Source organism: Caldovatus aquaticus, from assembly GCF_019458025.1.
GTDB lineage: Bacteria > Pseudomonadota > Alphaproteobacteria > Acetobacterales > Acetobacteraceae > Caldovatus > Caldovatus aquaticus.
Genome location: NZ_JAHZUY010000002.1, coordinates 58,795 through 78,044, shown reverse-complemented (window position 1 = coordinate 78,044; position 19,250 = coordinate 58,795). Strand labels below are relative to the sequence as shown.

The 19,250-nt window shown below is 75.5% G+C and carries 18 protein-coding genes, 1 tRNA gene and 2 riboswitches; of the genes, 7 read left to right on the top strand and 12 right to left on the bottom strand.

Annotated elements, in window-relative coordinates; translation table 11 throughout:
* Nucleotides 1-17 precede the first annotated feature (17 nt).
* From rnr to ruvX, 7 genes are read right to left on the bottom strand one after another with little or no spacing between them, the layout of a single operon-like run.
* Nucleotides 18-2,390: a ribonuclease R gene (gene rnr, locus K1J50_RS01305; protein WP_220115621.1), complete on the bottom strand. Its 2,373-nt coding sequence runs from the start codon at nt 2,388-2,390 to the stop codon at nt 18-20.
* A 1-nt stretch (nt 2,391) separates the two neighbouring features.
* Complete coding sequence (gene topA, locus K1J50_RS01300) at nt 2,392-5,211, bottom strand: type I DNA topoisomerase (protein WP_220115620.1); 2,820 nt, start codon at nt 5,209-5,211, stop codon at nt 2,392-2,394.
* Between the two features lie 10 nt (nt 5,212-5,221).
* Complete coding sequence (dprA, locus tag K1J50_RS01295; protein ID WP_220115619.1) at nt 5,222-6,412, bottom strand: DNA-processing protein DprA; 1,191 nt, start codon at nt 6,410-6,412, stop codon at nt 5,222-5,224.
* Between the two features lie 3 nt (nt 6,413-6,415).
* Nucleotides 6,416-7,006, bottom strand: a complete 591-nt coding sequence (gene plsY, locus K1J50_RS01290; protein ID WP_220115618.1) for a glycerol-3-phosphate 1-O-acyltransferase PlsY — start codon at nt 7,004-7,006, stop codon at nt 6,416-6,418.
* The gene (pyrC, locus tag K1J50_RS01285) at nt 7,003-8,280 is read right to left on the bottom strand and encodes a dihydroorotase (RefSeq protein WP_220115617.1); all 1,278 of its coding nucleotides are present in this window, start codon (nt 8,278-8,280) and stop codon (nt 7,003-7,005) included. Before pyrC ends, plsY begins: the two co-directional genes overlap by 4 nt.
* A gap of 12 nt (nt 8,281-8,292) precedes the next feature.
* Nucleotides 8,293-9,234, bottom strand: coding sequence for an aspartate carbamoyltransferase catalytic subunit (locus K1J50_RS01280; protein ID WP_220115616.1), 942 nt, complete (start codon nt 9,232-9,234; stop codon nt 8,293-8,295).
* A complete protein-coding gene (ruvX, locus tag K1J50_RS01275) occupies nt 9,231-9,737 on the bottom strand; it encodes a Holliday junction resolvase RuvX (RefSeq protein WP_220115615.1) in 507 nt (168 codons plus the stop codon). The genes K1J50_RS01280 and ruvX overlap by 4 nt, the downstream gene beginning before the upstream one ends.
* A 60-nt stretch (nt 9,738-9,797) precedes the next feature.
* Between ruvX and gatC the strand changes: the two genes are divergently transcribed.
* From gatC to K1J50_RS01255, 4 genes are all read left to right on the top strand, one after another.
* Entirely contained in the window at nt 9,798-10,097 is a 300-nt protein-coding gene (gatC, locus tag K1J50_RS01270) for an Asp-tRNA(Asn)/Glu-tRNA(Gln) amidotransferase subunit GatC (RefSeq protein ID WP_220115614.1), read from the top strand.
* Between the two features lie 8 nt (nt 10,098-10,105).
* Nucleotides 10,106-11,593, top strand: a complete 1,488-nt coding sequence (gatA, locus tag K1J50_RS01265) for an Asp-tRNA(Asn)/Glu-tRNA(Gln) amidotransferase subunit GatA (protein ID WP_220115736.1) — start codon at nt 10,106-10,108, stop codon at nt 11,591-11,593.
* Complete coding sequence (gene gatB / locus K1J50_RS01260) at nt 11,590-13,050, top strand: Asp-tRNA(Asn)/Glu-tRNA(Gln) amidotransferase subunit GatB (RefSeq protein WP_220115613.1); 1,461 nt, start codon at nt 11,590-11,592, stop codon at nt 13,048-13,050. The genes gatA and gatB overlap by 4 nt, the downstream gene beginning before the upstream one ends.
* A 178-nt stretch (nt 13,051-13,228) precedes the next feature.
* A complete protein-coding gene (locus K1J50_RS01255; protein ID WP_220115612.1) occupies nt 13,229-13,537 on the top strand; it encodes a glycine zipper domain-containing protein in 309 nt (102 codons plus the stop codon).
* Between the two features lie 49 nt (nt 13,538-13,586).
* On the opposite strand, the gene K1J50_RS01250 is transcribed toward K1J50_RS01255, so the two are convergent.
* Nucleotides 13,587-13,820 carry a hypothetical protein gene (locus K1J50_RS01250; RefSeq protein WP_220115611.1) on the bottom strand — a complete coding sequence of 78 codons (234 nt, stop codon included), beginning with the start codon at nt 13,818-13,820 and terminating at the stop codon, nt 13,587-13,589.
* A 228-nt stretch (nt 13,821-14,048) separates the two neighbouring features.
* On the opposite strand from K1J50_RS01250, the gene K1J50_RS01245 reads away from it, so the two are divergent.
* Together K1J50_RS01245 and K1J50_RS01240 are read left to right on the top strand one after the other, a co-directional pair.
* Entirely contained in the window at nt 14,049-14,687 is a 639-nt protein-coding gene (locus tag K1J50_RS01245) for a glutathione S-transferase family protein (protein ID WP_255574799.1), read from the top strand.
* Between the two features lie 82 nt (nt 14,688-14,769).
* Nucleotides 14,770-14,863: transfer RNA gene (locus tag K1J50_RS01240), tRNA-Ser, on the top strand.
* A gap of 42 nt (nt 14,864-14,905) precedes the next feature.
* Here the strand turns inward: K1J50_RS01240 and rnhA are convergent.
* From rnhA to ispH, 3 genes are read right to left on the bottom strand one after another with little or no spacing between them, the layout of a single operon-like run.
* Nucleotides 14,906-15,454 carry a ribonuclease HI gene (rnhA, locus tag K1J50_RS01235; RefSeq protein ID WP_220115610.1) on the bottom strand — a complete coding sequence of 183 codons (549 nt, stop codon included), beginning with the start codon at nt 15,452-15,454 and terminating at the stop codon, nt 14,906-14,908.
* On the bottom strand, nt 15,444-16,424 hold the full coding sequence (locus tag K1J50_RS01230; RefSeq protein ID WP_220115609.1) for a homoserine kinase: 981 nt from the start codon (nt 16,422-16,424) through the stop codon (nt 15,444-15,446). Before K1J50_RS01230 ends, rnhA begins: the two co-directional genes overlap by 11 nt.
* On the bottom strand, nt 16,424-17,443 hold the full coding sequence (gene ispH / locus K1J50_RS01225; protein ID WP_220115608.1) for a 4-hydroxy-3-methylbut-2-enyl diphosphate reductase: 1,020 nt from the start codon (nt 17,441-17,443) through the stop codon (nt 16,424-16,426). The genes K1J50_RS01230 and ispH overlap by 1 nt, the downstream gene beginning before the upstream one ends.
* A 111-nt stretch (nt 17,444-17,554) precedes the next feature.
* Between ispH and K1J50_RS01220 the strand changes: the two genes are divergently transcribed.
* Nucleotides 17,555-18,124, top strand: a complete 570-nt coding sequence (locus tag K1J50_RS01220) for a hypothetical protein (protein ID WP_220115607.1) — start codon at nt 17,555-17,557, stop codon at nt 18,122-18,124.
* Between the two features lie 20 nt (nt 18,125-18,144).
* Here K1J50_RS01220 and K1J50_RS01215 read toward each other — a convergent pair whose 3' ends face one another.
* Nucleotides 18,145-18,867: an SDR family oxidoreductase gene (locus K1J50_RS01215; RefSeq protein ID WP_220115606.1), complete on the bottom strand. Its 723-nt coding sequence runs from the start codon at nt 18,865-18,867 to the stop codon at nt 18,145-18,147.
* Between the two features lie 157 nt (nt 18,868-19,024).
* Nucleotides 19,025-19,130, top strand: a riboswitch (glycine riboswitch).
* Nucleotides 19,131-19,133: 3 nt separating this feature from the next.
* Nucleotides 19,134-19,232: riboswitch (glycine riboswitch) on the top strand.
* Nucleotides 19,233-19,250: the final 18 nt, after the last annotated feature.

Genomic DNA, 19,250 nt, shown 5'->3' with positions numbered 1-19,250 from the left:
TCCGCCGGTGCCCCGGATCAGCCGTGGCGCCGGCTGCGCTCCCGCCGGCCGCCGCCCCGGCGCCGCGCCGCGGTCGCGTCGGCGCGCGGCTCGCCCTGCAGCAGGTGGAACACCATGCCCCCGGTGCGCGGCGTCGCTTCCGCCAGCAGCACCTCCACCGGCTGCGCCAGGGCGAAGGTCAGACCGGTCCTGCGCCCGGTCAGCACATGCCGGGACTCGTCGTGGAACCATCGGTCGTCCGGAAGGGAGGCGAGGGGGACGAATCCGCTCGCGCCGTTCTCCTCCACCGTGACGAAGAGGCCGAACCGTGTCACCCCCGAAATCCGCGCGGCGAACGTCGCGCCGACGCGATCCGCCATGTAGGCGGCGAGGTAACGGTCCACCGCGTCCCGCTCCGCGGCGGCGGCGCGGCGCTCGGTCTGGGAGATGTGCTCGGCGGTCTCGGGGAAGCGCGCGGCCTCGGTCTCCTCGAGCCCGCCGGCGCCGAGGCGCAGGCCGCGGATCAGGGCGCGATGCACCAGGAGGTCGGCGTAGCGCCGGATCGGGCTGGTGAAGTGGGCGTAGCGCGGCAGGGCGAGCCCGAAATGGCCGATGTTGTCGGGACTGTAGGCCGCCTGGGACTGGCCGCGCAGGATCGTCTCGTGGACCAGCCGCTCCTCCGGGCGGCCCCGGACCTTCTGCAGGATGGCGGAGAAGTCGCGCGGGTGGATGCGGCCGGAGGCCGGCAGCGAGAAGCCGAAGCCGCCGAGGAAGAGCCGCAGGCCCTCCAGCTTCTCGTCCGAGGGGCGGTCGTGGACGCGGTACATGCAGGGCTGGCGCAGCCGTTCCAGCTCCTCCGCGGCGCAGACATTGGCCGCGATCATGAACTCCTCGATCAGCCGGTGGGAATCGAGGCGCGGGCGGGGGACGACCGCCAGCACCTTGCCGCGCGGATCGAGCACCACCTTGCGCTCCGGCACGTCGAGCTCGAGCGTGCCGCGCCGCTCGCGCGCCGCGAGCAGGGCGCGGAAGGCGCCGTAGAGGTGGCGCAGCGTCCCGCCGGGCAGGCCGAGGTCGTCGCCCGCATCGGCGGCGCGCTGCACCTGCTCGTAGGTCAGCCGGGCGGCGGAGCGCATGAGGCCGCGGCCGAAGCGGTGGGCCGTCTTCCGCCCCTCGGCGTCGAAGCGCATCTCGGCGAACAGGCAGCCGCGGTCCTCGCCGGGGCGGAGGCTGCACCATCCGTTGGACAGCGCCTCGGGCAGCATCGGCACGACGCGGTCGGGGAAATAGACCGAGTTGCCGCGCGCCCAGGCCTCGCGGTCGAGGTGGCTGCCGGGGCGGACGTAGTGCGCGACGTCGGCGATCGCGACCAGGAGGCGCCAGCCGCCGTCGCGGTCGGGCTCCGCCCAGACGGCGTCGTCGAAGTCGCGCGCGTCCTCGCCGTCTATGGTCACCAGCGGGACGTGCCGCAGATCCTCGCGTCCGCGCGCCGAGACGCCGCGCGCCTTCTCCGCCTCGCGCAGCGCCTCGGCGGGGAAGAGGTCGGGGATGCCGTGGGCGTGGATGCAGATCAGCGAGACCGAGCGCGGCTCGTGCACCGCCCCCAGCACCTCCACGACCCGCGCCGGACGGGGGCCGAAGCCGTGGCCGGGAAGCGGCTCGGCGAGGACGATGTCGCCGGGCGTCGCGCCGCCCTCCTCGCCGCGCGGGACGATCCATTCGGCCTTCTGGCGGCGGTCGGTCGGGACGATCCGCCCCTCCTCGAACACGCCGAGCAGGCGCGCCGGCGCGGCGCCGCCGATGCGCTTGAAGGTGCGGCCCTCGTACCGGTCGCCGCCGAGCCGGCGCAGCCGCGCGAGCACGCGCTCGCCGGGCGCGAGCGCGGGCTGGCCGGGGCGTTCGGGGCGCAGGAACACGACCGGCGGGCGGCCCGGTCCCTGCCATCCGACCGGGCGGGCGAGCGGCTCGCCGTCCGCATCGGTGCCGAAGACCTCGACCACGGCCATCTCCGGGAGGCGGGCCGCCCGGCCTCCGCCTGCCGGGCGGTCCGCTGCGGGGCGGCCGGCGCCGGCGCGCCGGCCGGCGTCCGCGACGGCCTCCGGCACCGCGACACCGCGCCGGCCGGCCGGGGCCACGGCCCCCTCCCGCTCCAGCGCGCGGACCAGGTCGCGCAGCGCGGCGCGCTGGTGCGGGCCGAGGCCGAAGGCGCGCGCGATCTCGCCGGGCCTGACCGGGCGCCCCTGGGCGGCGAGGAAGCGCCGGAGCTCCTCCTTCGTCGGCAGGGCGGCCGCCGCGCGCGGCGTCCGGCGGCGCGCCGGGGCGCCGGCGCGTCCCCTCCCGGCACCCGGCGCGGGGGCGGCGCTCCCCGCGCCCCGCTCCTTGCCGGAAGGCGGGCCGCGGCGCCGGGACATCTCAGGGCGCCGCCTTCGTCGCCGCGCGCGCCTTCCTGGCGGCGGGCTTCGCGGCGGCCTTCTTCGCCGTTCCCGCCGCGCCCCGGCGCGCCGTCGCGCCCGCCGCCGCCTGGCGTTTTGCCGGCTTGGCGGCCGGCGGGGCGGAGGGGGCGGGGGCGGCGGCACCCTTGCGCGCGCCGGCGGCCGTCGCCGCCTTCCGCCGCGCGGCCGCCGGTGCGGGCGCCGCCTCGCCGTTGCCGCCCGCGGCGGCAGCACGGGCCGCGCCGCCCCGCGCTCCGGCGCGCGCGGCCGCGCCCTTCGGCTTCAGCTCCTTGCCCTTCTCGGCGAGCAGCGCGACGGCCTGCTCGAGCGTCACCGCGTCGAAGTCCACGCCGCGCGGCAGGGAGGCCACCATCCGCCCGTGCTGGACGAAGGGGCCGAAGCGGCCGCGCCGGACCTCGACCGGCTGGCCGTCCCGCGGATGGGGACCGAGCGCGCGGCCGCGCGGCTTCGCCTCGGCGAGCAGCGCCACGGCGCGGTTGAGGCCGATCGTGAGCACGTCGTCGTCCGCGTCGAGCGACTTGTAGGTGTGGCCCATCTTCACGTAGGGGCCGAAGCGCCCGATGCCGGCCTGGATCTCCTCGCGCGTGTCCGGATGGACGCCCACCACCCGGGGGAGGGAGAGCAGCCCCAGCGCCCGCTCCAGGGTCAGCGAGTCCGGGTCCATCCCGCGCGGCAGGCTGGCGCGGCGGGGCTTCACCTTCCTGCCCTTCGCGTCCTCGGTCTCCTCGCCGAGCTGGACGTAGAGGCCGTAGGGGCCGCGGCGCAGCGTCACCTTCTGCCCGCTGGCCGGGTCCACGCCGAGCTCGCGCTGGCCCTCGGCGAGGGCGGCGCCGCCCGCCTCGCCCTCGGCGCCGGGGACCGCGAGCGGACGGGTGTAGCGGCACTCCGGATAGTTCGAGCAGCCGATGAAGGCGCCGCTCCGCCCGAGCCGGAGGCCGAGGCGGCCGCTGCCGCAGGCCGGGCAGAGCCGCGGGTCGGTGCCGTCCTCGCGCGCCGGGAAGAAGTGCGGGCCGAGCTCCTCGTCCAGCGCCTCGATCACGTCGCTGATCTTGAGGTCGCGGGTGGCGTCCACCGCGCGCGAGAACTCCTCCCAGAAGGCGCGCATCACCTCCTTCCAGTGGGCGCGGCCGCCGGAGATGTCGTCGAGCTGCTCCTCCAGCGCGGCGGTGAAGCCGGTGTCCACGTAGCGCTCGAAGAAGCGCGTGAGGAAGGAGGTGACGAGCCGTCCGCGGTCCTCCGGGACGAAGCGCCGGCGCTCCAGCCGCACGTACTGCCGGTCCTGCAGCGTCTGCAGGATGGTCGCGTAGGTGGAGGGCCGGCCGATGCCGAGCTCCTCCAGCTTCTTCACCAGGCTCGCCTCCGAGTAGCGCGGCGGCGGCTGGGTGAAGTGCTGCAGCGCCGTGACCTCGCCGCGCCGCAGCGGGTCGCGCTCGGCCATCGGCGGCAGGGTGCGGCCCTCCTCGTCCTCGGCGGCGGCCGCGTCGTCCACGTCCTCGCGGTAGAGCCGGAGGAAGCCGTCGAAGGCGACGACGGAGCCGGTGGCGCGCAGCCGCGTGCGGCCCGATTCGTCGGCGATCTCGACCGTGGTCTGGTCGAGCTCGGCCGAGGCCATCTGGCTCGCCACGGCGCGCTTCCAGATCAGCTCGTAGAGCCGGCGCTGCTGGTCGCTGAGGTAGGGCGCGACATCCTCCGGCCGGCGCGCGACGTCGGTCGGGCGGATCGCCTCGTGCGCCTCCTGCGCGTTCTTGGCGCGGCTCGTGTACTCGCGCGGGGCGCCCGGGAGGTAGTCGGGGCCGAAGCTTTCGCGGATGTGGTCGCGGATGGCGAACACCGCCTCGCGCGCCATCTGCACGCCGTCGGTGCGCATGTAGGTGATGAGGCCGACCGCCTCGCCGCCGATGTCCACCCCCTCGTAGAGCTGCTGCGCGACGCGCATGGTCTGCTGGGCGTGGAAGCCGAGCTTGCGCGCCGCCTCCTGCTGCAGGGTCGAGGTGGTGAAGGGCGGCGGCGGGTTGCGCCGGACGCGCTTCCTCTCGATCGAGAGGACCGAGAACGCGCCGGCCTCGACCGCCGCCTTGGCGCGCATCGCCGCCGCCTCGTCCGGCAGGTCGAACTGCTCGAGCCGGCGGCCGTCGAGATGCGTCAGCCGCGCGGTGAAGGAGGCGCCGCGCGGGGTGGTGAAGCGCGCCTCCACCGTCCAGTACTCGCGCGGGCGGAAGGCCTCGATCTCGGCCTCGCGCTCGCAGATCAGCCGCAGCGCGACCGACTGCACGCGGCCCGCGCTGCGGCTGCCGGGCAGCTTGCGCCAGAGCACCGGCGAGAGGGTGAAGCCCACCAGGTAGTCGAGGGCGCGGCGCGCGAGGTAGGCGTCGATCAGCGGCCGGTCGAGGTCGCGCGGGTTCGCGAACGCCTGCTGCACGGCGCGCTTGGTGATCTCGTTGAAGGTGATGCGGCGGACCTCGACGTCCTTGAGCGCCCCCTTGCTCGCCAGCATCTCCTTGACGTGCCAGGAGATCGCCTCGCCCTCGCGGTCGGGGTCGGTGGCGAGGTAGAGCCGCCGCGCGCCGCGCAGCGCCCTGGCGATCTCGTTCACCTGGCGTTCGCCGCGCGCCTCCGCCTCCCAGTCCATGGCGAAGTCCTCCTCCGGGCGGACCGAGCCGTCCCGGGCGGGCAGGTCGCGGACATGGCCGAGGCTCGCCAGGACGGTGACGTCGCGGCCGAGATACTTGTTGATGGTCTTCGCCTTGGCGGGCGATTCGACGACGACGACGTCTGGCATGGAGGGGTTCTTACGCCGATCCCATCGGTTCGTTCCGGGCCGGTCCGGTGCGGGCGACCCGGGCGCCGGGGAGGGATTCGATCCGGCCCTGGAGCTCGAGCTCCAGCAGGATCGCCTGCAGCGCCGATGCCGAGAGGTGGCAGCGGCGGGCAAGCTCGTCAACCGCCACGGGTGAATGTCCAATGAGATCAAGGACCTGGTCGATCTCCCCCGGCCTGGGGGCGGGCGGCGGCGGGACCGCCCCGGGCTCCTCCGGCTTCTGCGGCGCCTCCGGCGGCGGGGCGGCGAGGCGGAAGAGCGGGCCGTCGCGGGGGGCGTCGGGCAGGTGGGGCAGGATGTCCTCGACGGTCTCGACGAGGTGCGCGCCCTGGCGGATCAGGTCGTTGGCGCCCCGGCAGCGCGGATCGAGCGGCGAGCCGGGCACGGCGAACAGCTCGCGCCCCGCCTCCAGCGCCAGGCGGGCGGTGATGAGGCTGCCGGAGCGCAGCGCCGCCTCCACCACCACCACGCCGAGCGCGAGGCCGGCGACGATGCGGTTGCGGCGCGGGAAATGGCGGGCCTGGGGGGCGGTGCCGAGCGGCGCCTCCGACACCACCGCGCCGGCCGCGGCGATGCGGGCCTGCAGGGCGGCGTGCTCGGGCGGGTAGGGCTGGTCGAGCCCGCCGGCGACGACGGCGACGGTGCGCCCGCCGCGCAGCGCCCCCTCGTGCGCCGCCGCGTCAATGCCGCGCGCGAGGCCGGAGGTGACGACCACGCCGGCACGGGCGAGACCCTCGGCCAGCTCCTCGGCGATGCGCCGCCCGGCGGCGGAGGCGTTGCGCGCGCCGACGACGGCGACCTGGGGGGCGGCGAGCGCCGCCGCGTCGCCGAGCACGGCGAGGACGGGCGGGGCGTCCTCGGCCAGCGCCAGCAGCGGCGGATAGCCGGGATCGCCGAGGAAGAGGAAGCGGCCGCCGAGCCGCGCCAGGGCCTCCCACTCGCGCGCGGCCTCGGCCTCGGGCGGCGGCCGCAGCGGCGGGCCGCCGCGCGGCGCCGGGTAGCGGGGCAGGGCGGCGAGCGCGGCCTCGGCGGAGCCGAAGCGGGCCAGGGCGCGGCGCCAGGTCTGCGGTCCGACGCCCTCGGTGCGCGCGAGGCGCAGCCGGGCGAGCGCTTCGGCGGGGGGGCGCCCGGCCGGGGGGAGGGCGGCGGCGCGGCCCCGCACGCCTCACGCCCCTTTCCCGATGCGCGGCTCGGTGCCGTCGAGCAGGCGGCGGATGTTGGCCGCGTGCCGGTAGGTGACGAACAGGGCGAGGGCGAGCGCCATCAGCGCCAGCCGGGCGTCGCCGAAGGCCAGCGCCACGGCCGGCGCGGCGGCGGCGGCGGCGAGCGCGCCGGCGGAGGAGATGCGGGTGACGAAGGCGACCGCCAGCCACACCGCGGCGGCGGCGAGGCCGAGCCACCACGCGGCGGTCAGCAGCACGCCGAAGGCGGTCGCCACCCCCTTGCCGCCCCTGAAGCGCAGCCAGACGGGAAAGGCGTGCCCGAGCATCGCGCCGGCGCCGGCGAGCAGCCCCGCATCCCGCCCCCACAGCCGCCAGGCGACCCACACCGCCGCCGCGCCCTTCAGCGCATCGAGCGCGAGCGTCGCGGCGGCGAGCCCCTTGCGCCCGGTGCGCAGCACGTTGGTCGCGCCGATGTTGCCGGAGCCGATGCGGCGGATGTCGCCGAGCCCGGCGGCGGCGGTCAGCACCAGGCCCCAGGGGATGGAGCCCAGCGCGTAGCCGAGGGCGAGGGCGAGGACCAGGGGCAGGGTCATCCGCCGAACACCCGCCGGCCGGCCTTCCAGGTGCCGAGCACGCGCCCCTCCAGCGCCCGGCCGTCGAAGGGCGAGTTCTGCGCCTTGCCCGGCAGCCGGCCGGCCTCGACCTTCCAGGCGCGGTCGGGGTGGAACAGCACCAGGTCGGCCGGCGCCCCCTTGGCGAGCCGCCCGGCGGGAAGGCCGAGCAGCCGCGCCGGGCGGGCGGTGAGCAGGTCGAGCGCCTGCAGCAGCGTCAGGTCCCCGGCGTGCACCCGCGCCAGCGTCACCGCGAGCAGCGTCGCGAGCCCCGCCCCGCCGGCGGCCGCCTGGGCGAAGGGCAGGCGCTTGTCGTCGGCGTCGCGCGGCTGGTGGTCGGAGGCGATGGCGTCGATGGTGCCGTCGGCGAGCGCCGCGACCACCGCCTGGCGGTCGGATTCGGCGCGCAGCGGCGGCGAGAGCTTGGCGTAGGTGCGGAAGTCGCCGATCGCCGTCTCGTTGAGGTCGAAATAGGGCGGCGCGGTGTCGCAGGTGACGGCGAGGCCCTCCGCCTTGGCGGCGCGGATGCGCGCGAGCGCGGCGGCGGTGGAGACGTGGGCGAAGTGGACATGGCCGCCGGTGAGGCGGGCGAGCGCGATGTCGCGCTCGACCAGGATCGCCTCGGCCTCCGCCGGGATGCCGGGCAGGCCGAGCCGGGTGGCGAGCTCGCCCTCGGTCGCCGCGCCGCCGGCGGCGAGGGAGGGCTCCTCCGGGTGCTGCACGACGAAGGTGCCGAAGCCGCGGGCGTAGGAGAGGGCGAGGCGCATGGTGCGCGCGTTGCCGATCGCCCGCGCCCCGTCGGTGAAGGCGATCGCCCCGGCCTCGCGCAGCAGGCCGAACTCGGCGATCTCCGCCCCGGCGCAGCCGCGCGTGGCGGCGCCGTAGGGCAGCAGGGCGACGGAGCCGGTGGCCTCGCCGCGGCGGATCACGAACTGCACCAGCGCGGGGTCGTCGATCGGGGGGTCGCTGTCGGGCAGCACGCAGAGCGTGGTGATGCCGCCCGCGGCCGCGGCCTGGGCGGCGGAGGCGATGGTCTCGCGGTGCTCGGCGCCGGGCTCGCCGAGCGCGGCGCGCAAATCAACGAGGCCGGGGGCGAGGCAGGCGCCGGCGGCGTCCACCGTCTCCGCCCCCTCCGGGGCCGCGAGGCCGGGGCCGAGGTCGGCGATCGCGCCGTCGCGGATCAGCAGCGCGCCCGGCGCATCGAGGCCGGTCGCGGGATCGAGCAGCCGGGCGTTGGCGATCAGGGTGTCGCGCATGGCCGGAAGGCGTCAGGCGTTGCGCAGGAGCTGGCGGGAGAGGACGTCGAGCACCGCCATGCGCACGGCGACCCCCATCTCCACCTGCTCGCCGATGACGCTGCGCGCGGGATCGTCGGCGATGGCGCTGTCGATCTCGACGCCGCGGTTCATCGGGCCGGGATGCATGACGATCGCATCGGGCTTCGCCGCGGCGAGCTTCTCGGCGTCGAGGCCCCAGAAGCGGAAGAATTCGCGGCTGCTCGGCACCAGCCCCGCCGCCATGCGCTCGCGCTGCAGGCGCAGCATCATCACCACGTCGGCGTCGCGCAGCCCGCTGCGCATGTCGTGGAACACCTCGACGCCGAGCCGCGCCGCCTCGGCCGGGATCAGCGTCGGCGGACCGACCACGCGCACCCGCGCGTTCATGGCGGTGAGCAGGTGGATGTTGGAGCGCGCGACCCGGCTGTGCAGGATGTCGCCGCAGATGGCGACCGTCAGGCCCTCGAGCCGCCCCTTGCGGCGGCGGATGGTGAGCGCGTCGAGCAGCGCCTGGGTCGGGTGCTCGTGCGTGCCGTCGCCGGCGTTGATCACCGCCGCCGAGACCTTCTGCGCGAGCAGGGCGGGCGCCCCGGACTGGCCGTGGCGCACCACCAGCAGGTCGCAGTTCATCGCGTTCAGCGTCGCGGCGGTGTCGAGCAGCGTCTCGCCCTTGCTGACGCTGGAGGTGGCGACCGACATGTTGATCACGTCGGCGCCGAGCCGCTTGCCGGCGAGCTCGAAGGAGGTGCGGGTGCGGGTCGAGTCCTCGAAGAACAGGTTGATGAGGGTGCGGCCGCGCAGCAGGTCGCGCTGCGTCTTGCCGGAGCGGTTGAGCAGCGCGTAGCTCTCCGCGAGGTCCAGCAGGCCGGCGATGTAGGGCGGCTCCAGGCCCTCGATGGCGAGCAGATGGCGGTGCGGGTAGGGGAGGCTCACGACTCGTCCGGCGGCTCGGCGGGGCGGGGAAGGGTAGCGGCGCCGCGCAGCGCGTCCAAGGCCGCCTGCAGCAGCCACGCCGCCGCCGCCCGGTCCACCACCTTCGCCCGCCTGGCCCGGCTGAGGTCGGCCTCGCCCGCCAGGAAGCGGTTGACCGCGGCGGAGGAGAGGCGCTCGTCCCACATCGCGGCGGGCAGGCCGGTCGCTTCCGAGAGCGCCCGCGCCCAGTCCTCCGCCGCCTGCGCCGCCGGGCCGCGGCGGCCGTCCAGGGAGAGCGGCAGGCCGACCACCAGGCCGCCCACCCCCTCGCGCGCGGCGATGGCGCGGATCGCCGCCGCCACCTCCCGCAGCTTGCCGCGCTTGAGGCTGCCATAGGGGCTCGCCAGCAGCAGCGTCACGTCGGAGAGGGCGAGGCCGATGGTTTTCGCCCCCGGGTCGATGCCGAGCAGGCGCTCGCCGCGCTTGAGGCCGGCGCGCAGGTCGCGCAGGTGGACGAGGGGCATGGGCGCCGTTATGGTCCGCCGCCCTTTCCCCGGGAAGTCCTGGCAGGGTATCCGTCCGCCATGTCGCTCGACACCGCAACCGTGAGGCGCGTCGCCGCGCTCGCCCGCATCCGGCTGGAGGAGGCGGAGGTCGCGCGCCTCCAGGCCGAGCTCAACGGCATCCTCGGCTGGATCGAGCAATTGCGGTCCGTGGACACGGAGGGCGTCGAGCCGATGGCGGGCGGCGCCCCGCGCGGCGGGCCGACCCGCATGCCGATGCGCGAGGACGTGGTGACCGAGGGGAACATCCGCGAACTGATCCTCGCCAACGCCCCCGACCGCGAGGGCGACTTCTTCGCCGTCCCCAAGGTGGTGGAGTGAACGCGCCGATGCGGCCGACCGACCTCACCATCGCCGGGGCGCTCGAGGCGCTCGGGCGCCGCGCCCTCAGCGCCGAGGAGCTGACGCGCGCGCATCTCGAGGCGATCGAGGCGCTGAACCCGCGGCTCAACGCGCTGATCACCGTGACCGCCGAGCAGGCGCTCGCGCAGGCGCGCGAGAGCGACGCGCGGCGCACGCGCGGCGAGGCGCGGCCGCTCGATGGCATCCCGCTCGCGATCAAGGACCTGTTCTGCACCGCCGGGGTCAGGACCACGGCGGCGAGCCGCATCCTGCACAACTTCGTGCCGCCCTACGAGAGCACGGTGACGGCGCAGCTCCGGCGCGACGGGGCGGTGTTCCTCGGCAAGGCGAATCTCGACGAGTTCGCCATGGGCTCCTCCAACCTCACCAGCGCCTTCGGGCCGGTGGAGAACCCATGGAGCCGGAGGAACGACCCGGAGACGAGGCTGGTGCCGGGCGGCTCCTCGGGCGGCTCGGCGGCGGCGGTGGCGGCGCGGATGGCGCTCGGCGCCACGGGGACGGACACCGGGGGCTCGATCCGCCAGCCGGCGGCGTTCTGCGGCATCGTCGGGATCAAGCCGACCTACGGCCGCTGCTCGCGCTACGGCATCGTCGCCTTCGCCTCCTCGCTCGACCAGGCCGGGCCGTTCGCGCGCACGGTCGAGGACTGCGCGATCCTGCTGCGCTCGATGAGCGGGCACGACCCGAAGGACTCGACCTCCGCCGAGGTGCCGGTGCCGGACTTCGCCGCCGCCTGCCGGCGCGGCGTCCGGGGCCTGCGGATCGGCGTGCCGAAGGAGTACCGGCTCGACGGCATGCCGGCGGAGATCGAGGCGCTGTGGCGGCAGGGCCTGGAGTGGCTGCGCGCCGAGGGGGCGGAGCCGGTGGAGATCAGCCTGCCCCACACGCAATACGCCCTGCCGACCTACTACATCGTCGCCCCGGCGGAGGCCTCCTCCAACCTCGCGCGCTACGACGGGGTGCGCTACGGGCTGCGGGTGGCGGCGCCGGACAGCGACCTGCGCGACATGTACGAGCGCACGCGCGCCGCGGGCTTCGGCCAGGAGGTCAAGCGGCGGATCATGATCGGCACCTACGTGCTCTCCGCCGGCTACTACGAGGCCTACTACCTCAAGGCGCAGAAGGTGCGCGCCCTGATCGCGCGCGACTTCGAGCGGGCGTGGGAGAGGGTGGACGCGATCCTCACCCCGGCCACGCCCTCGGCGGCCTTCGCCATGGGCGAGCGGACCGACGATCCGGTGACGATGTACCTCAACGACGTGTTCACCGTGACGGCCAACCTCGCCGGCCTTCCCGGCCTCGCGGTGCCGGCAGGGCTCGATGCCGAGGGGTTGCCGCTCGGGCTGCAGGTGATCGGGCGGCCGTTCGACGAGGAGACGGTGTTCGCCGTCGGCGCCGCGCTCGAGCGCGCGGCGGACTTCAAGGCGCTGCCGCGGGTGAGGGCGGGGGCATGAGCGCTGCGACCTACACGATCGAGGGCCGCACCGGCCCGTGGGAACTGGTAATCGGCCTCGAGGTGCACGCCCAGGTCATCAGCAAGGCGAAGCTGTTCTCGGGCGCCGCCACCGCGTTCGGCGCCGAGCCGAACACCCAGGTCTCCTTCGTCGACGCCGGCTTCCCCGGCATGCTGCCGGTGATCAACCGCGAATGCGTGGCGCAGGCGGTCCGCACCGGCCTCGGCCTCAACGCCGAGATCAACCTGTGGTCGCGCTTCGACCGCAAGAACTACTTCTACGCCGACCTGCCGCAGGGCTACCAGATCAGCCAGTACGCGCACCCGATCGTCGGCCGCGGCGCGGTCGAGATCGAGCTCGCCGACGGCACCACCCGGCGGATCGGCATCACCCGCCTGCACCTCGAGCAGGACGCCGGCAAGAGCCTGCACGACCAGCACCCGACCAAGACCTTCGTGGACCTCAACCGCGCCGGCATCGCGCTGATGGAGATCGTCTCCGAGCCCGACATGCGCTCGCCGGAGGAGGCCGGCGCCTTCCTCGCCAAGCTGCGCCAGATCATGCGCTACCTCGGCACCTGCGACGGCAACATGGAGGAGGGGTCGCTGCGCGCCGACGTCAACGTCTCCGTCCGCCGCCCGGGCGAGGGCTACCGCACGCGCTGCGAGGTGAAGAACATCAACTCCATCCGCTTCGTCATGCAGGCGATCGAGGCCGAGGCGCGGCGCCAGATCGCGGTCTGGGAGGAGGGCGGCGAGGTCGAGCAGGAGACGCGGCTGTTCGACACCGCGCGCGGGCTGACGCGCTCCATGCGCAGCAAGGAGGAGGCGCACGACTACCGCTACTTCCCCGACCCGGACCTTCCCCCGCTGGTGCTCGATCCGGCCTGGGTGGAGGAGCTGCGGCGGACCCTCCCCGAGCTGCCGGACCAGCGCAAGGCCCGCTACATGCGCGAATTCGGCCTGCCGGCCTACGACGCCTCGGTGCTGGTCGCGGAGAAGGAGACCGCGGCCTACTTCGAGGAGGTGGCGCGCGGGCGCGATCCCAAGCTCGCCGCCAACTGGGTGATGGGCGACCTGTTCGCGGCGCTGAACCGCACGAAGCGGACGATCGCCGACCCGCCGGTCTCGGCGCGCGACCTCGGCGCGCTGCTCGATCTGATCACCGACGGCACGCTCTCGGGCAAGCTCGCCAAGGAGGTGTTCGAGGCGATGGTGGAGACGGGCAGGCCGCCCGCCGCCATAGTCGAGGAGCGCGGGCTGCGCCAGGTGACGGATGCCGGCGCGATCGAGGCGGCGGTGGAGAAGGTGCTCGCCGCCCACGCCGACAAGGTGGCGGAGTACAAGGCCGGCAAGGAGAAGCTGTTCGGCTTCTTCGTCGGCCAGGTGATGAAGGCGATGGCGGGCAAGGGCAACCCGGCGCTGGTCAACGCGGCGCTGAAGCGCAAGCTCGGCTGAGGCGCCGCTCCCCGCGCGGGATGCGCCGGCCCGCGCCCCGCTCGGCGGGTCCGGGCGCCACCGGCGCGCCATGATCCCGGGCGAGACTGCCACCCGCGCCCGCGCGGCGCGTTCGGATCGCGGCGTGCCGGCAACGCGGCGCGCCCGCCCATCCCCCGAGGAGCACCGGAGCCCGGCCATGCGTCGATTCCCATCCGCGACCGCTGTCCTTGCCGGCGCCCTGGCCCTCGGCGGCTGCGTCTATGCCTATCCGGTGCCGGTGGTGGATCCGGTCTGGGGGAGCGTCGGGGCAGGCGCCGCGCTCGGGGCCGGGGCCGGCGCGCTGATCGGCTCGGCCGGCGGCAGCGCCGGGGAAGGGGCCGCGGTCGGTGCGCTGGTCGGGGCGCTGGGCGGCTATGCCATCGGGCGCGAGCAGCAGCGGCGCTGGGAAGAGGAACAGGCTTGGCGCCGCTACGGTTACGCGCCGCCGCGCTACGGCTGGTGGTGACGCGGCGGCGCCGGGACCGGGGCGGGAGCGGGAAGGAGGCCCCTGCCCGTCAGGCCACCACGGCGGCGGTCTGCGCCAGGGCCGCGTTGCACTCCCGGGCCATTTCCGGGATCAGCAGCAGATCGGCCAGCGCCCAGGCGCCGGTCGCGGCGAAGCCGAGGAGGCCGAGGCCGCTCTGCGCCAGCGCCAGGGAGATCAGGGTGATCCCCGCCATCACCGCCGCGCTCGTCCGGCGCCCGAGATAGAGCCGGTGCAGCCCGAACAGCCCGCAGCCGAGCCACATCAGATAGGCAAGGCCGACCGAGCGTGGCCGCGCCTCTGCGGCAAAACGACCCCAAGCCGGCCCGAACGGGCCGGCCGCGCCTGCAAGCTTCATCGGAAGAAACCCCCCTAAGTCCCCCGAGCAAGCACATATTTGCGCCGTTACGCGGCGGCTGTAAAGCATCCGCTGCCGCATCGGGCGGCGAAGCCCGCCCGACGCGCATCCCCATCCGCGGAGGAGCGCCCGCCCTTGCCAGAACCGATCGAGTTCTACACCTGGAACACGCCCAACGGCCGCAAGATCAGCGTCGCCCTCGAGGAGATGGGGCTGCCCTACCGGGTGCGGCCGGTGAACATCGCCAAGGGCGAGCAGTTCGCCCCGGAATTCCTGGCGATCTCGCCGAACAACAAGATCCCCGCCATCGTGGACCCCGAGGGGCCGGACGGCAGGCCGATCAGCGTCTTCGAATCGGGGGCGATCCTGCTCTACCTGGGCGAGAAGACCGGGCGCTTCCTGCCCCGTTCGCTGCGCGAGCGCGTTCCCGTGCTGGAATGGCTGATGTGGCAGATGGGCGGCTTCGGGCCGATGCCGGGCCAGGTGCATCACTTCCTCGACCTGCAGGACGAGGCCGACCGCCGCTACGGCCTGGCGCGCTTCGACAAGGAGACCCGGCGCCTCTACGGCGTGCTCGACCGGCGCCTGGCGGAGCGCGAGTTCGTCGCCACCGAGGGCGAGCCGAGTGTGGCCGACTTTGCCATCCTCGGCTGGGCCTGGCGGCATCCGCGCCACCGGGTGGACCTCGCCGACTACCCGGCGGTGAAGCGCTGGTACGAGCGGATGATGGCCCGCCCGGCGACGGCGCGCGGGTTCGAGGTGGCGCTCTCCTGAACGCCCCGCGGCGCGTTTGACGCCCCCGGGCGCGGGCGGTATCACCGCCCGCGCATACGCCGTGAGACTGAGCCACGCCTGCGGAGGGGTGGCCGAGTGGCTGAAGGCGGCGGTTTGCTAAACCGTTGTACGGGCTTAAACCCGTACCGTGGGTTCGAATCCCATCCCCTCCGCCAGATCAACCGCCGGAAGCGCGCACGCGCCGCCCGCGTCTCCCGTCAGCGGCGGCGCGAGGACGGCGCGGGGCGATCGGCGGCGGCCGCCATCAGCCGCTCCCGCGCCTCCGTCGCCAGGCGGTCCGCCCGCTCGTTCATCGGATCGCCTGCATGGCCGCGCACCCAGCGCCACGCGACCTCGTGCCGCGCGGCGGCGTCGAGCAGCCGCTGCCACAGCTCCCGGTTCGCCACCGGCTGCCTCGACGCGGTGCGCCAGCCGTTGCGCAGCCAGTCCTTCACCCAGCGCGTGATGCCGTTGCGGAGGTATTCGCTGTCGGTGTGCAGCACCACGCGACAGGGGCCCTTCAGCGCCTCCAGCGCCGCGATCGCCGCGGTCAGCTCCATGCGGTTGTTGGTGGAGTGCGGCTCGGCGCCCGACAGCTCCTTCCGGTGCGGCCCGGAGACCAGGATCGCCGCCCAGCCGCCCGGCCCGGGATTGGGGCTGCAGCCGCCGTCGGTCCACACCTCGACCACGCGCCGCGGCCGCGCCGGGGCCGGCCGCTCGGCGGCCGCGGCGGCCCCGCCACCCTCCGCCGCCGCGTCAGAGGCCATAGGCCGCGGGGCTCCGCGCTGCGGCGTGGAAGCGCAGCCGGCGCAGGTATTCGAGCGGGTCCTTGCGCGTCACCAGCGCCCCCGGCGGCGTGTGCGTCCAGTCGTAGAGGCGCGTCAGCAGGAAACGGATCGCGGCGCCGCGGCAGAGCACCGGCAGCGCCTCGCGTTCCGCCGCCGTCAGGGGGCGCGCGGCCTCGTAGGCGGAGAGCAGCGCCCGCGCCTTGGTCACGTTGAAGGAGAGGTCGGGCTCGAAGCACCAGGCGTTCAGGCAGACCGCGATGTCGTAGGCGAGAAGGTCGGTGCAGGCGAAGTAGAAGTCGATCAGCCCGGAGACGCGCGGCGTGCGGTCCGGCCCTTCGAGGAAAAAGACGTTGTCCGGGAACAGGTCGGCGTGGATGTGCCCGCAGGGCAGCGTTCCGGCCGTCGGCCAGTCGCGCAGGATGCCCGCGAGCGCCGCATCGAGCTCCGCGATCAGGCCCTCGCGCACCTCGTCGCCGCGTGCGCGGCAGGCCTCGAGCAGCGGCGGCCAGCCCTTCGGCCCCAGCGCGTTCTCGCGCACCGGCTCGAACCCCTCGCCCGCCGCGTGCAGGGCGGCGAGCGCGGCGCCGAGCGGCGCGCAGTGCTCCACCCGCACGCGCCGCGGCCAGACGCCGGGCAGGAAGGTGCAGATCGCCGCCGGCCGCCCGGCCAGCACGCGCAGCGCCCGGCCGTCGCGGCCGTGCACCGGCGTCGGGCAGGGGATGCCGCGCGCCGCCAGGTGGTCCATCAGCCCGAGGAACCAGGGCAGATCCGCCGGGTCCACGCGCCGCTCGTAGAGCGTCAGAATGAAGTCGCCCGCCGTGGTGCGCAGGGCGTAGTTGGAGTTCTCCACGCCCTCCGCGATCCCGCGATAGGCGACCAGCTCGCCGAGGTCGTACTCCGCGAGGAAGGCGCGCAGCGCCTCGTCCGCGACCTCCGTGTAGACCGCCATCAGGGGGTCGTCGGCGCGGCGGCGGCCACCGCGAGCGGCGCGGCCGCCGGCTCCGCCAGCGCCGCGGGCAGCTTGAAGGCGATGCGCTCCTCGGTCACCGCCACCTCCTCGATGCGGAGGGCGAAGCGCGTGCGCAGGCGCGCCAGCACCTCCTCGACCAGCGCCTCCGGCGCGCTGGCGCCGGCGGTGACGCCCACCGTGGCGCAGCCCTCCGCCACCGCCGGGTCGAGCTCGGCGCCGCGCTGCACCAGGACGGCGCGCGGGCAGCCGGCGCGTTCCGCCACCTCGCGCAGGCGCAGGCTGTTCGAGGAGTTCGGCGCGCCGACCACCAGCAGCAGGTCGCAGCGCGGCGCGATCGCCTTCACCGCGGCCTGGCGGTTGGTGGTGGCGTAGCAGATGTCCTCCTTCGCCGGTCCGGCGATCGCGGGGAAGCGCGCGCGCAGCGCGGCGACGATCTCCGCCGTGTCGTCCACGCTGAGCGTCGTCTGGGTGATGTAGGCGAGGGGGGTGCCCTCCGGCACGCGCAGCGCCCGCGCCTGGGCGGCGTCCTCGACCAGCGTCACCGCGCCCGGGGGGAGCTGGCCCATGGTGCCGATCACCTCCGGATGGCCGGCGTGGCCGATCAGCAGGATGTGGCGCCCGGCGGCGAAGTGCCGCTCGGCCTCGCGGTGCACCTTGCTCACCAGCGGGCAGGTGGCGTCGAGGTAGAACATGCGCCGCCGCGCCGCCTCGGCGGGGACGGCCTTCGGCACGCCGTGCGCGCTGAACACCACCGGGCGGCCGTCGTCCGGGATCTCTTCCAGCTCCTCGACGAACACGGCGCCCTGGCGCTCCAGCGATTCGACGACGTAGCGGTTGTGCACGATCTCGTGGCGCACGTAGACGGGGGCGCCGTAGCGCCGCAGCGCCTCCTCGACGATCCGGATCGCGCGGTCCACGCCGGCGCAGAAGCCGCGCGGGCCGGCGAGCAGGACGGTGAGGCGCGGCTTCGCCGCGGGGGAGGGCGGTGCTGGGGGCATGCGTCTCGCGGGCGTTGTCCGGCGGGCGGTCGTCCCGGGCGGGTTGCTGCCCCGGGGGCCGGGCGGCACACTAGCCGCCGGCCGCGAGGGCTCAAGGGGGATAGATCGGGGATGCGCGGAAAGTTTCAGCGGTGGCGGCGGGCGGCCGGGCTCGCCCTGGCCCTCGGGGGGGCCGTGCCGGCCGCGGGGTGCGGCGGCGAGGGCGCCTCGCAGCCCCCGCTGCCGGCGACCTGCCCGCGCATCGGCATCCTCGGCGAGGCGGCGGACCTGGTGCGCTATCGGCCCGGCGCCGGGCAGGATCTCTCCGCGCTCGAGCTCGAGGCGCGCGTGACCGGCTTCCAGGCGCGCTGCGACTACGTGAACCGCGGCCGGGCCATGGAAGTGCGGCTCACGGTCGGGCTGCAGGCCGAGCGCGGTCCCGCCGCGCGCGCCGCCAGCGCCGAACTGCCGTGGTTCGTCGCGGTGACGGACGCGGGCGAGGAGGCGATCCTCAACAAGCGCGAATTCGTCACCCGGGTCGGCTTCCCGCCCAATGTCGGGCGCGCGCGCGCGACGTCGGAGGAGATCAGCGTCACCCTGCCGCTGGGACAGGGGCGGGACTTCGGCGACTACGCGCTGCTCGTCGGCTTCCAGCTCACGCCGGAGGAGCTGGCGCTGAACCGGCGGCGCGGCCTGCGCTGAGGGGCGCCTGCGCCGGCCGCTCACGCGCGGGCGGAGACGGGGATCGCCGCGCCGTGCACCGCCCGGGCCGCGTCGGTGCAGAGGAAGAGGATGACGTCGGCGACCGCCTCGGGCGCGACCCAGTCGCGCGGGTCGGCCTCCGGCATGGCGGCGCGGTTCTGCGGCGTGTCCATCGTGGTCGGCAGGACGCAATTGACGTTGACGCCGGCGCCGCGGAGCTCGGCCGACAGGCTCTCGGTCAGGCGCACCGCGGCGGCCTTGGCGGCGCTGTAGGCGCCCATCCTGGCCGCGCCCCGCGCCGCCGCCGCGGCGGCGACGCTCACCACCTTGCCGCCCCGCCCGCCCGCCAGGATGCGCGGCACGAAGGCGCGCACGGCGTTGAGCAGCGAGCCGGCGTTGAGGTCGAGCATCAGCCGCCAGACCTCGGGCGGCGTCGCATGCACCGGATCGCCCATGCGGAAGCCGCCGATCAGGTGGCACAGCGCGTCCACGCGACCGAGCTCGCGCGCGACGCGCTCCGCCGCCCCCTCCATCGCCGCGGGGTCGAGCGCGTCCGCCGGCACCGCCAGCGCCCGCGGCGCCGTCGCGGCGAGGCGCGCCGCCGCGGCGAGCCCGGCCTCGTCCCGGTCGAGCAGCGCCAGCGCGGCGCCCGCCCGCGCGCAGGCGGCGGTGACCGCGCGCCCGAGATTGCCCGCCGCGCCGGTGATCACGACGACCTTCCCGGCCAGGTCCGCTGCCGTCATCGAGTCCCTCCCGCCGCGGCCATCCGTGCGTCCGCCGCGGGGCCTGTCCTGCCACCTTGAGGCCGCGCCGTCATCGCCCGCGACGCACCCGCGGCCGGATCTTCCGCCCGCGCCGTTGCGTCCGGCCCCGGCTTGGGTCATCTTCCGCCCATCCCGCTGATCCCGCGCGGGAGAGAGCGGTCCCTCGGCGCGCCCGGACGGACCGCCGCCGAAGGCGCAACCGGCCCCCGGAAACGCTCAGGCAGAAGGGCCGCGCGGGGGAGGGGCCTCTGGAAAGCCCGGCTCCGCAAGGGGCCGGCACCGAAGGAGTAAGGCCGGGCCGTGGCGAATCGGCCGGCCGAATCTCTCAGGTCCTCGGACAGAGGGGGGCCACGGAGCAACAC